Raw genomic sequence first — 12,428 nt, 5'->3', positions numbered from 1 at the left:
ACGCGATTGGTGCGTGGTTGGTACGCGGAAGGTGTGTTTGAGGTTAGGGTCGGGGTGGGAGGTGCTGCATGTCCGAGCTGTTCGACGCGGTCGACGCGCTTGTCGCGTCGCGTTCTCCGCTGCCGCCGCCGGCGGAGCGCAGACGGTTGCGTCAGGGGCACGGTCTGACGCTGGATGAGGTGGCGGCCGCTCTGCGGGTGCGGCGGGCGACGGTCAGTGGCTGGGAGGCCGGCAGGACCGAGCCGCGGCCGCCGGAGCGCGATGCTTACGCTCGTATGCTCAAGCAGCTCGCCGAGCTCTACCCCGCCAACGTTCCGGTGCCGACCGAGGACACCGCGGTCCCTCAGACAGCTGCCGTTGCGGCTGCTCCCACACCATCGGCAGTGGAGCCGGCCCAAGCCCGCACCGCCCCCACGGATTCGGCGGCGGAGCCCGTGAAGACCGTACGCCGCCCCCCTGCCCCGGCCTCTGCTGCCGTGTCGCGCCGTCCGCCGGCGCAAGCCGCCCGCACAGGGGCCCCGGTCGGCGGCGCTGATCCACGTTTCGAGAATGGTCCGCTCGCTGTCGTCGATGCCGCTGAGGGGGAGGTGCTGGCGTACTGCGTCGGCGGCCTGGTCCTGGACGTGCCGGCCAAGACGATCGCGGCCCTGGTGGACTGGACACTGCGCGAGGCGCGGCTCGGTCAGCCGAAGTTGTCCGGCCCCGGCAAGGACGCCGATCCGCTGCTCGTCCTGACCGAGGCCGCGCTGGAGCGCTACGGACTGCCTGTCACGCTGACGAAGGAGGAGCGCCTGGCGGGTCGGCTGGCACAGGGCCACAAGGTGATCAAGCAGCTGACGCGTGCCCACTGGCAGTTGACGAAGCGCGGGTTCGGACCGTGGGCGCGGATCTACCGGCCCGCGCAGGGCACGGAACGGGCATGCGTGCAGTTGTGCATCCCGTCGTGGGACGCGCTGGACGCCCGGCACTGGGCCGATGCGGGGCAGCTGCCACCGGCGGATCTGGCCCGGCTGCTGGGCACGTACGCCTCCCGGGTCATGACACCGCGCGGATCGACGGCCGTGACCGGTCTGGAACTGATGACCGCTCTGCACCCGCCGACCCGCGCCTCCCAGCCGGACGCGGAAGGCAAGCGGCGCTCCGAGCACAACCCCGGCTCACTGGGCAGGGAACCGGTGGACTGTGCGCCGTGCGAGGCCCCCGACGGGCACCCGCTCCTCGCCGATCTGCCGCGCTTCCACCGGCGCACCCCGGCCGAGGTCCTGATGGAGGAGGCCTATGACTGGGCGCGTCCGCTCACCGATACCGAATGCCTTCACCCTCACCTGGTGGGCATCGACGTGAACATGGCCTTCGCCGCCGGCGCCAACGGCCTCACGGTCGGTCTCGGCGCTCCGACGCACGTCACGAACCCCGTGTTCGACGCGAAGCTGCCCGGCTCCTGGCTGGTCGACCTGTCCCATGTCGACCTGTCCCGGGTGAAGGTGGCCAAGGACACCTGGGCACACCTGGACGCGAGCCTGCTGCCCAGCCCGTTCACGCCGAGGGGCGAGCGCCCGACAGGCCCGGCCTGGTACGCCACCCCCACCGTGGCGTACGCGGTGGAGTTGGGTTACGACGTCTGTCCGCTTGAGGCGTATGTTCGCCACGATCATGGTCGCTATCTGGACGGTTGGTATCAGCGGTTGCGCGATGCCTATCTCGCTACGATGGCGAGTCTTGGCGTGGAGCCCGATCTGTCGCCGCGGGAGTTCCTCGCGGCGATGGATGGCTACCGGCACCGTGACCCCGAGCTGGCGATCGTGGTGTCCGCGATCAAGGCGACGGTGAAGGGCGGTATCGGAAAACTGCGTGAACGTCCTCGGGGCGAGGACTGGAGGCCGGGGCAGCCGTGGCGGGCTCTCGCCCGGCCCACATGGCGTCCGGACATCCGTGCCGCGGTCATTTCCCGCACCCGGGTCAATATGCACCGCAAGATCGTCAAGCACGCCGCTTTCACGGGCCGGTATCCGGTCGCGGTTCTTTCGGACTGCGCTGTTTACGCCTCCGAGGGACCCTCTCCGCTGGATTTCCTGCCCTACCGGGACGGTAAACCACTGCCCGGCGGCTTCAAGCTCGGTATCAACCCAGGCCTGGTGAAGCATGAAGGCACCCAGAGCGTGCTGTGGGGCGAAGGTGTCCGGGAGCAGTTCAACGCCCCCGACCTCAACCTGGCCCGGTACATCAAGGACGGTACTGTCACCGACGCCGACAGCGGGGAGTAGCAACTGATGAGCGGATTCGGCGACGGCCTGGACGCGGCGGTGCGGAAGGCGTTCACCCGCCCGCCGCCCAGGAGCGCGCCCGCGCAGATGCGCTACCTGGTCAGACAGCTCAAAGGCACCAGGGCGGTCGCCCGGATGCTGCGCGTCTCCCAGCGCACGGTGGAGCGGTATGTGAAGGACCAGATCAGAAAGCCCCGCCCGGACCTTGCCGCCCGTCTGGAGAGCGAGGTCATCAAACGCTGGCAGCCCCAGGTCCGGGCCAAGGCCCGGCAGAAAGCGGCGACCACCAGCGGTATCGTCCTCGACACCCGTGCCCGGATCGGATACACCGCGCCGATCGGCACGACCGACGAAGACCGGATCCGGCACCTGACGGTGGCCCTGTCGCCCCGCTACGCCGCCCGTCTCTTCGAGGCCCAGGAGCAGGGGGCCACCGAGCAGCGTCTGCGGGAGATCGCCGCCGAGGGGCTCAGGGACATGTACTTCCAGGACGGCGGACGCCGCGCCGGGCAGCTGGAGCAGGTCCGCTTCACGGACATCGAGCACGTCGAGTTCGGCCTCTGACCCGGCACGACACGACGATGACCGCCCTCCGCCCCGCCCCCTGCGGGCGTTCCCTGGGCTGAGCTGCCCGGACCCCCGCCGGTCCAGTCACTCAGAGCGGCGACCACGGCGAGTTCCTGGATGCACACGTCGGCGGCGCCGGGCGGCAGCACGGAGTTGACCAAGTGGGCGGCAAGGCAGCCGGATCCCTGCTCCAGGGCTGGATGCGCACCTGCCTGCCCGAGTGCGCCGCCGAGGAGCGCGACGACAACGGCGTCGATGTACGCCCGCATGGACGAGCCGGAACCCGGTCCCGCGCACAGAGCCAGACGGGCAGGCGGGCGGGGACGGGGTCCGCGGACGGTCGCGGCTCACCTCTTGTCGGCACAGGCCTCTGCCTCCGCCAGATACCGCGTCACCGGTCCCAGTGTCAGCATCCCGCTCGCTCCGCCCGCGTCTTCGGTGCGCGCGGCGCGCAGGGCCGTTGCCGCGCGGGCGGCGACCGGGCGCTCGCCGAGGCGGGCAGCGGCGTGGGCGGTCAGGCACCAGAGCGCCTCCTGCATGTGGTCAAGGGGTGGTGCGGGCGTCATCTGCAGCGCGGCAAGGGCCTCTTGGTCGCGGTGGCGGGCGAGCAGCACCAGGGGCCGTGTCCAGGGGTGGTACGGGCCCCAGTCGAGAGCGGGGTCGGTGGGCGCCGGACGGCCGTGCAGGAGGCGCAGGCCCAGGAGGGCGAGGGCGAACAGGCCGCGGTGCAGCCCCGGCATGCCCGCGGACGCGGCGAGGGCGTCTTCGGCGGCGCGGTAGTGCGCCGCGGCCGTGGCGGCGGCCGGTCCGTCCGTCGCGGCACTGTGCGCGGCCGTGACCCGGGCCCGGAACCAGGCGGTGAGTACGGGGACGAGAGAGGCTTCGGTGCTGACGGCCAGCCGCTCGGCGGCTTCGGCGTGTGCGGTCGCGGTGTCGAGGTCGCCGAGAGCGGAGGCGGACTGCAGGCGGATGAGCCGGCCCAGCACGGCGAAGTTGGGCAGCTCGTGCCGGGTGGCGAGGTCGAGCATTTCGGCCCCGGTCACATCCCGTGCCGCCGCGAGCCCGGGCCGGGTGAAGGACTGGAGGAACACGCCGTTGAGGGCGAACACGAGCAGGGCCGGATCACCCAGCTCCCGGCCCAGCGCCTCGGCCTCGCGCGCCGCCTGCCCGGCGCGCTTCCGTTCGGCCGCGGACAGATCGGCGCTGCGGCTCTCGACCGCGACGGTGGCCAGCAGCCGGGCGCGCAGTTCGGCGGGGCCGTCGGTGCCGAGCGCGGTGAGGGTGCGCTCGGCCGCCGCGACGACGGCGCGGGACTGCTCGGGGTCGTCGGCCCGGCTCCAGAGGGCGGGCACGTCATAGGCGCCGATGACGCGGGCGGTCAGGGCGATGTCGCCGGTGCGCTCGGCTGCTCGGACGGCGGCGAGGCGGTCGCGCCGCGCGTGGATGAGGGCATCCCCACCCGCGAGGGCCAGGGTGCGGGCCAGCTCGACGGTGGTGCGCGGGCCGAGTCGGCCGCCTGCGGTCCACACCGTGGGTGAGGGCTGAAGCTCCGTGGCACCGTGGAGGATCTCTGTCTCCAGGCGCCGGAGGCCGGCACCGGGATCGAGCCCGAGCTGGTCCGCGAGCATGGTTCGGGCGCGGCGGAGGGTGGCCAGAGCGTCCGCCTGCCGGCCCGCCCGGTGCAGCGCGCGGGCCAGCAGCCCCCAGGCCGGCTCACGCCAGGGGTGCTCGGTGACGTGGGCTCCCAGATCGGCGACCAGTTCGCCTCCACGACCGGCGTCGAGGAGGAGACCGGCGCGCAGTTCCACCCCCTCCAGCCTCAGCTCCTCCAGCCGGGCCCGTTCCCGCTGGGCCCACGCGGAGCCGGCCACCTCGGCGTAGGCGGGGCCGCGCCAGGTCGCGAGGGCCGCATCGAGGTCGGTCAGCCCATCGGGGGTACGCCGGGCGCGGGCCAGGGCGTCCTCGAACCGGTGGACGTCCACGGCGTGGCGCGGCAGGCGCAGCACGTAGCCAGGGCCTTCCGTGACGAGGACCCGCGGCGGTGTGCGGGGCGGCCGGTCGGGTTCGATGGCGCGGCGCAGCGCGGCGACGAACGTACGCAGCGCCCCCACGGCACGCACCGGCGGCTCGGCCCACAGGTCGTCCACGAGGGTGTCGGTGGAGACCATCCGTCCCCCGGCGGCGACCAGCCGGGCGAGGACCTCACGGTGGCGGGGCCCTCCCAGGTCGACGGGGGCGCCGTCGTCATGGAGGGCCCGCACGGCACCCAGGACATCGATTCGCATGCCGTCCATCCTGCGTGCCGCGGCCCGGCGGCGTCGAACCGTACTGATCGGCTGCTGATCGCCGTCGCCCACGCTGATCCCGTCACTTCCCGGACCAAGGCTCTCGCCGGTCCACCCACCTCAGGAAGGGCTCCTCATGGCGCTCACCATCCCCGGCTTCGACCACGTCCGTTTGCCTGGCACCGACGGCGTGGAACTGGCTGCGGCCGTCGGCGGCAGCGGCAGCCCCGTCGTGCTGCTGCACGGCTTCCCCCAGACCCACCTGATGTGGCGGCATGTCGCCGAACGGCTCGCCGGCGAGCACACGGTGATCTGCCCCGACCTGCGCGGCTACGGCGCCAGCGACAAGCCGGCGGCCACGGGCCCCGACGTGTACTCCAAGCGCACCATGGCCGCCGACGTGGTCGCCCTGGCGGCGGCGCTCGGCCACGAGCGCTTCGCCCTGGTCGGGCACGACCGGGGCGCCCTGGTCGCCTTCCGGGCGGGACTGGACCATCCCGAGACACTCACGCACCTGGGCATCCTCGACGTCGTGCCGACCCTGGACATGTGGGACGTCCTGCACGGTGTCCCGGCGGCGGTCGGCTACCACCTGTTCCTCATGGCGCAGCCGCCCGGGCTGCCGGAGACGATGATCACGAACAGTGCCGACGCCTTCTTCAGCTCCTTCCTCGACGCCTGGGCCGGCAACCCGGCCGCCCTGCCGGACCCCGTCCGGTCCGCGTACCTGCGGGCGAGCGCCGCGGCCGTGCCCTCGATCGTCGCCGACTACCGGGCCTCGGCGGGCATCGACGTCACACACGACCGGGCGGACCAGGACGCCGGTTCCCAGCTGGCCATGCCCGTGACGGTGATCCAGCAGGACTGGGGCGCGCGACTGGGCTACGACGCCGCCGCGGTCTGGCACGCGTGGGCGCCCGACCTGGACCACAGGCTGACCGGCGCAGGACACTTCATGGCCGAGGAGGCACCCGACGAGATCACAGAGACGATCCGCGACCTGCTGCTCCGCTGAGCCCCGCTCGGGGCGGATCAGTTCGACGAGTCCGCGGCGGCCGGTTTTGCGCAGGGCGGCCGGAGTTCCGCTGCGTTCCCAGCCGGGTGACGGCCTGATCGTCAACCGGCTGGGGCCGAAAACGCGTTCCAGGCTGGGTGGATCCGGTGAGCGGGCCGCGTATCCGGTTGCCGAGCGGGTGCTTCGTAGCCGAGGTCCTGGTCGAAGCCCACGAGGACGGTGAGTTCGAGCGAGCGCAGGGTGGGCGGCAAGGTGCGGGCAGCGTCCGCGATCACAGCCGAGTCCTTCGCGGCGGTCTCCACATCGCCGGGGGAGAGGCCGGCGATCCGCCGCACGGCCAGTCCGAACAGGCAGGCGGCCTTGCCCGCGTCGCGGGCGACGGCCAGCGGACGGGCGTGGCCTACCGCAGCGGTGTTGTGCTCGTGCATCACGTTGTGGAGACCTGCCACCCCGCGCCCGGCCGGGCATTGCGCCCGGCGAGGCGGTGGCCCGGACCCCTCATCAGCCTCTGCGGCGTATCTCCTGATGGATCCAGTCCGCGTGGGCGGGCGCGCTGGAATAGAGCCCCGGCCCTTCTCCGCACCGCACGCCCGGGGCGCCGGGACCGGAGGTGACGCCGATGAGTTCCCAGCGTCCCGAGCGATTCCGCTGGAGCTGTGGGCCGCCCGAGTCGCCGTTGCACGCCATGGCGCCGGGCACCTGGCTGGTGGTGCACAGGCGGGTGCTGTCCGCGTAGCCCGGGGCGCAGTCGGAGACCGCGCCCAGGCGGGTGTCGAGCTGCTGGAGCCGGTTCGGGAAAACCCAGGGGGCCTCGGGGGCGTCGTCGGTCCTGCCGAAGCCCAGGATCCGCGTCGGGGTGCCCGGCCTGCCGGGGCGGCCGGCGATGCGGACGGGCTTCTCCGCGACCGGCCGGTCCAGGAGGACCAGAGCGAGGTCGTTGCGGTTGGGTCCGGTGTCCTCACCGTTCCTGTAACCGGTGTGGGACACCGTCCTCGCGATGGACCGGACCGTGCCCCCGTAGTCCTTCCACTCGCTGCCGACCCGGACGGTGCCGTCCAGGGTGACCAGCGTGGGGTCCACGCAGTGGGCGGCGGTGAGCACCCATCGCCGGTCGATCAGCGCTCCCCCGCAGACGCCCTTGAACGTGGCGTCGTTCACACCCGTCACGGGGATCGACACCATGGACGGGTACCGCTGCGTCGAATCCTCCCCGTTGACGATGGCCTCGGCGTTCCCGGTCATCATGGCGACGCACCCCGCTGCGGCCAGGAAACCTGCGGCGGTGCGCGACACCGTACGGCGCGAGGACTTCAAGCTGAACACTGGTTCTCCGATCGGTGAGCATCTGAGCTGCATGCTCAGCCTCCGGGACCGGGAGAGGCCGATCCATCCGGCTTGCCTCCCTCTCCGAGGTCCGGCCAGCGGGTCCGTTCGAACGGGGGAGAACCCCACCACGAGTGTTCGGCGTGGGTGTGGCCGGACCTGGCTCCTGACGGCACCACCCTCGGAAGTCCCCGTACGAGTCGCGTGAATCGGGAGCCCGTTCACTGTCGCAGGCCACCTCGCCGAACCTACTGGTCCTGCTCCACGAAGTGGCATGGCGCCGCGCTACCTGCCCGGCATGGGCTGAGCGCATCGCCCCCCACGGGAAGGAACCGCCCTCGTCGATGGCCATCGCCAACGGCGCTCGTCAGCCGCGTTCGCCCGCCGTGATCAGGCCCGCCTCGTACGCGGCGATCACCGCCTGCGCCCGGTCGCGGACCTGGAGCTTCGCGAAGAGCGCGGTGATGTGGTTCTTCACCGTCGACGGGCTGATGAACATCTCGGCGGCGATCCCCGCGTTGTCCAGGCCGCCGGCGATCAGCCGCCACACCTCGCGCTCGCGCGGCGTCAGCTCGTCCAGGACGCCCGCGGGCCCGGCCCCCGCCGGCCGCGCGGGTTGCCGCGGAGCCGTCACGTACGAGGAGATCAGGCGGGTCAGCAGGCGCGGGGCGACCACCGCCTCACCGGTGTGGACCACGCGCAGGGCGCTGACCAGTTCCTCGGGCGAGATGTCCTTGGGCAGGAAGCCGCAGGCGCCCGCGCGCAGGGCGCCGACCACGTGCTCGTCCATGTCGAAGGTGCTCAGCGCGAGCACCCGGCAGCCCGGCACCTGCCGGGTGAGCTGTTCGGTGGCGGCGATGCCGTCCAGCACCGGCATGCGGATGTCCATGACGACGACGTCGGGCCGCAGCCGCCTCGCGAGTTCCACGGCCTGTGCGCCGTCGGCGGCCTCACCGACGACGTCGACGCCGGGTTCGGGCCCGAGCATGAGGACCAGGCCACGGCGTACGAGGAGTTGGTCGTCGGCGATCAGTACACGGATGGCTGCGGGGACGGCCGCCCCTGTCGTGTCCGCCACACTCGTCGTGTCCGCCCCGCCCGTCCCGTGCGCCGCCACCACCGCACCCGCCCCGCTCGTACCGTCCGTCGTTCCGTTCACCGCAGTGCTCCTTCTTCCTTCGGCAGCGGCAACCGCGCCGTGACCTGGTAGCCCCGCCCTTCGCACCGGCCCGTCCGCAAGGACCCGCCGTGCAGCGCGACGCGTTCGCGCATGCCGATCAGGCCGTACCCGGAGCCCGGTGCGGACCCTGGGCCACCGGCCCTCCCTTCTCCGTCGTCCCGTACGTCCACTACCGTCTCGTGGTCGCCGTACGTGAGGCGTACGCGGGCGCGGGCGCCGCTTCCCGCGTGCTTGCGGGCGTTGGTCAGTGCCTCTTGCACGATGCGGAACACCGTCAGCTGCATGCCCCCCGGCAGCTGACGGTGGGCACCACTGACCTCGAACTCCGTGGGCAGGCCGCCCTCGCACGACTCGGCGACGATCCGGTCCAGGTCCGCGATCCCCGGCTGGGGCGCGGTCGACGCCTCCCGCGTCTCGTCGTCGGCCCGCAGGACGTCGAGGAGTTCCCGCATCTCGTGCAGTGCCGCGCGCCCCAGACCCTCCAGGGTCACGAGGGCCTCCCGCGTGATCTCGGGGCTCCGGTCGAGGTTGGCGCGGGCACCACCCGCCATCAGCTGCATCGTCGTGACGTGGTGGGCGACGATGTCATGCATCTCCCGGGCGATACGGCGGCGTTCGTCAGCCACGGCCCGCTCGGCGAGCAGCCTGCGGTGCGCGTCGACCTCCTGCTGCCAGCGGTTCATCACGAGCCCGGCGGCGACCACGAACAGCACGGCCGCCCCGTTCCCCGCCAGCTTCAGGAGTGAGCCCTGCGACCAGGGCCCCCACGCGGCCAGGGGCAGCACCGCACTCACCAGCACCGCCGGTGCGTACACGGCGGCGCCCCGGACGCGTACGACGGAGTAGAGGGCGACGATCATGGAGGCGTTGAGCCCTTGTCCCACCGGCCAGCTGAGATGGACGGTGAGGCCGAGGGCCAGGACCGCGGCGAACGTGAGCACGGGGACCCGCCGACGGGCGAGGAGCGCCAGGCCGGACAGCGTCATCAGCAGACAGCCGGTCACGGGGACGAAACCCTGGGCCCCCTGGCTGCTGAGGGTGAAGCCGATCAGGTCGAGGGCTGCCGCGCCGACGGCGACGAGGGCGTCGTTGCGGGTCCAGGGCGGTGCCTCGCCGAAGAGCGGCGTGCCGCGCTTCACGGCGGGCTCGGCGTGGGCCGTAAGCATCGTGTTCCTTCCTCGGCCCTCTGCAGGGCGCGCCTCGCCACCATTCTCCCCGGGTTCCCGACCAGGATGTGGGGCCCCAGGACGATACGGGCCCGGGAGCAGGGTCCCGGATGCGGGAGCGGACAGCACCCCGCTCCCAACCCGCATCTCGTTCCCGACCCGGACGATCCGCCACGTTCGCGCTGATGTGCTGGACGCAGGCCGGAATCCCCCGGCGAAACCCCTCTCCACTTCTCCGCCGGAGGCACCTGTGATCCGCGCCCTGACCGGGTTCTCGACCCGCCATCCCTGGAAGGTCATCGCCCTGTGGTCGGTGATCGGCATCTTTCTCGCCGTGGTCGCCGGAGCGCTGATGCCCCGCGCGATGCAGGCGCAGACCGGTGACTTCCTGCCGAAGCACTACGACTCGGCCGCCGCGCTGGTCACCGCCGAGGACAGGTTCGGCACGACGTCCGACGCCGGCACGTTCACCCTCCTGGTCGGCAGGCCGGACGGCGAACCGCTGACCGGCGCCGACCGCGAGAACATCGCGTCCGTGGCCAGGGAACTGGGCAACCGCCGCGTGACGATGCCGGACCCGCGGGGCACCCCGAGCACGAGCGACGACCAGATTCCGTTCCTCGTCACGGACCACTCGCAGACACCCGAGGTCCGGGTGGGCATGACCGCTCCGGACCGCACCTTCACGCTGCTGTCGGTGCGCCTGGAGGGAAACACCGTCGACCCGGGCGTGCACAGCCTGTTCCGGGCGTTCCGTGAGCACAGCGAAGACGCCTTCGCCGAGGTGCGGCTGCGGACCGGGTACACCGGCGGCCTCGCCGACCAGGTCGACACCCGCGACGCCGAGGAGCCCACCCAGCGCATCGTCGGCATGCTGATGCTGGGCCTGATCGTCCTGGTGAACGTGCTGGTCTTCCGCAGCCTGTGCGCCGCGCTCATCCCGCTGCTCGCGGTCGTCGTCGTGGGCGGAGCGGCAACCGGCGTGATCGTCGGCGGCGCCCTGCTCACCGGCACCGATCTCGACACATCGACACCCGGCATGATCAGCGTCGTTCTGATCGGCATCGGCGTCGACTACTTCCTGTTCCTCCTCTTCCGCTTCCGCGAACTTCTGCGGGAACGCCCCGACGCGCCCCCGCGCGCCGTCGCCGCCGAGGTGGGGGCCCGCGTCGGCACCGCCATCACCTCCGCCGCCCTCACCATCGTGGCCGCCTTCGCCACCCTGGGCATCGCGACCTACGGAGGGTTCCAGGTGCTCGGCCCCGCCGTCGCCGTGGCCGTACTCGTCATGCTCCTCGCCAGCCTCACCCTGATGCCCGCCCTCCTCGCGGTCACGGGCCGGCGCATGTTCTGGCCCTCCCGCGCCCTGGAGCGCACGCCACGCCCCGGACTCGCCGCGCGTGTTGGTGACTTCGTCGCCCGCAGACCGCTGGCCGCGCTCCTCGCCGGTACCGCTCTGCTGGGCGCGCTCGCGGCGGGCGCGACCGGCATCCGCATGGACTTCGGCCAAGGCGGAACCCCCCATGAGACCCGGGCAGCCGCCACCGCTGCCGAGATCGCCCGCGCCCTCCCGGCCGGCGTCTTCGACCCGGCCACCGTCTACCTCACGGCCCCCGAGGGCGAACGCGTCGCCCCCCGGTCCCTCGGCGCTCTCTCCGGTGAGCTGGCCCGGGTCGAAGGCGTCGGCGAGGTGGGCGCCCCCATCCTCAACGAGCGGGGCGACGCCGCCCGCATCGACCTCTACCTGACGTCCGAGTCCCAGACGCAGGCGGCCCGCGACCTGGTCTCGGGCCCGGTCCGCGACACCGTCGCGGCCCACACCCCCAAGGGCCTCGAAGCCCATGTCGGCGGCACGGCGGCGATCTTCGCGGATCTCTCCACCGCTGTCGATGAAGACCTGAGGACCGTCTTCCCCGTGGCCGCGGGCCTGATCGCCCTGATCCTGCTCGCTCTGCTGCGCAGCGTGCTCGCCCCCGTCGTCCTGCTGCTCTCCGTGGGACTGTGCTTCGCCGCCACGCTCGGCGCGTCGACCCTCGTCTTCCAGCACGCCCTGGACAAGCCCGGCGTCAATTTCGTCCTGCCGCTCGTACTGTTCCTCTTCGTCGTCGCGATCGGCACCGACTACAACATCCTGATCAGCGACCGCATCCGCGAGGAGATGGAGGGCCCGCGCAGGGCCCGCGACGCCGTCGCCCGCGCGGTACGGCACACCGCACCGGCCATCGCCACCGCAGGCATCGTCCTCGCCGCGTCCTTCGGCAGCCTCGCCGTCGGCTCGAACGCCTCCACCCAGCAGATCGGCTTCGCGACGGGGCTCGGCATCCTGCTCTCTGCGTTCGTCCTGTCAGTCGTGCTGGTCCCGGCCGCGGCGGCGCTGCTCGGCCGCGGCATCTGGTGGCCGGCACGTCCCCGCGGGCCCCGCGGCCACGGCAAGCAGCCGCAGGCCACCGCACCCGCAGACGCCGCGGCCGAGCACCACCCGCGCCCTCTCACCGTCCCGCCCGTCCGCTGACCGACTCCACACCGGCCGCGCCTGTGCCCTGGCCGCCAAGGCGTGATGCCGCGGTGGCCGGGGCGCACGCCTGCGCGGCGGATCTCACCGAACTCGGCGGCACCGCCGGTACGGTC

The 12,428-nt window shown here is 72.6% G+C and carries 8 protein-coding genes and 1 pseudogene; 4 read left to right on the top strand and 5 right to left on the bottom strand.

Annotation, left to right across the window (positions count from 1 at the left end):
• Positions 1 to 68: 68 nt before the first annotated feature.
• Positions 69 to 2,264 (top strand): telomere-associated protein Tap, encoded by a 2,196-nt coding sequence (gene tap / locus RNL97_RS01030; RefSeq protein WP_243312927.1) that lies wholly within the window; start codon positions 69 to 71, stop codon positions 2,262 to 2,264.
• A gap of 6 nt (positions 2,265 to 2,270) precedes the next feature.
• Positions 2,271 to 2,828, top strand: coding sequence for a telomere-protecting terminal protein Tpg (gene tpg / locus RNL97_RS01025; protein ID WP_030587422.1), 558 nt, complete (start codon positions 2,271 to 2,273; stop codon positions 2,826 to 2,828).
• A gap of 350 nt (positions 2,829 to 3,178) precedes the next feature.
• Here the strand turns inward: tpg and RNL97_RS01020 are convergent, their stop codons facing one another.
• Complete coding sequence (locus RNL97_RS01020; protein ID WP_243312925.1) at positions 3,179 to 5,116, bottom strand: BTAD domain-containing putative transcriptional regulator; 1,938 nt, start codon at positions 5,114 to 5,116, stop codon at positions 3,179 to 3,181.
• 136 nt (positions 5,117 to 5,252) lie between these two features.
• Here RNL97_RS01020 and RNL97_RS01015 point away from each other — a divergent pair, with 136 nt between their 5' ends.
• Entirely contained in the window at positions 5,253 to 6,131 is an 879-nt protein-coding gene (locus tag RNL97_RS01015) for an alpha/beta fold hydrolase (protein WP_243312922.1), read from the top strand.
• On the opposite strand, the pseudogene RNL97_RS01010 reads toward RNL97_RS01015, so the two are convergent.
• The 4 genes and pseudogenes from RNL97_RS01010 to RNL97_RS00995 all read right to left on the bottom strand — a co-directional run.
• Positions 6,096 to 6,541 (bottom strand): annotated as a pseudogene (locus tag RNL97_RS01010) (IS110 family transposase); the annotation flags it as partial. The gene RNL97_RS01015 and the pseudogene RNL97_RS01010 sit on opposite strands and share 36 nt — an antisense overlap.
• A 91-nt stretch (positions 6,542 to 6,632) precedes the next feature.
• A complete protein-coding gene (locus RNL97_RS01005) occupies positions 6,633 to 7,454 on the bottom strand; it encodes a S1 family peptidase (RefSeq protein ID WP_243312921.1) in 822 nt (273 codons plus the stop codon).
• A 367-nt stretch (positions 7,455 to 7,821) separates the two neighbouring features.
• On the bottom strand, positions 7,822 to 8,532 hold the full coding sequence (locus RNL97_RS01000; protein WP_030587412.1) for a response regulator: 711 nt from the start codon (positions 8,530 to 8,532) through the stop codon (positions 7,822 to 7,824).
• Between the two features lie 77 nt (positions 8,533 to 8,609).
• Positions 8,610 to 9,800, bottom strand: a complete 1,191-nt coding sequence (locus tag RNL97_RS00995) for a sensor histidine kinase (RefSeq protein ID WP_030587409.1) — start codon at positions 9,798 to 9,800, stop codon at positions 8,610 to 8,612.
• Positions 9,801 to 10,050: 250 nt separating this feature from the next.
• Between RNL97_RS00995 and RNL97_RS00990 the strand changes: the two genes are divergently transcribed.
• Complete coding sequence (locus RNL97_RS00990) at positions 10,051 to 12,312, top strand: MMPL family transporter (RefSeq protein WP_313750268.1); 2,262 nt, start codon at positions 10,051 to 10,053, stop codon at positions 12,310 to 12,312.
• Positions 12,313 to 12,428: the final 116 nt, after the last annotated feature.

The organism is Streptomyces parvus (assembly GCF_032121415.1).
In the GTDB taxonomy this organism is placed as follows: Bacteria; Actinomycetota; Actinomycetes; order Streptomycetales; family Streptomycetaceae; genus Streptomyces; species Streptomyces globisporus_A.
This window is presented reverse-complemented; position numbering and strand designations above follow the sequence as displayed.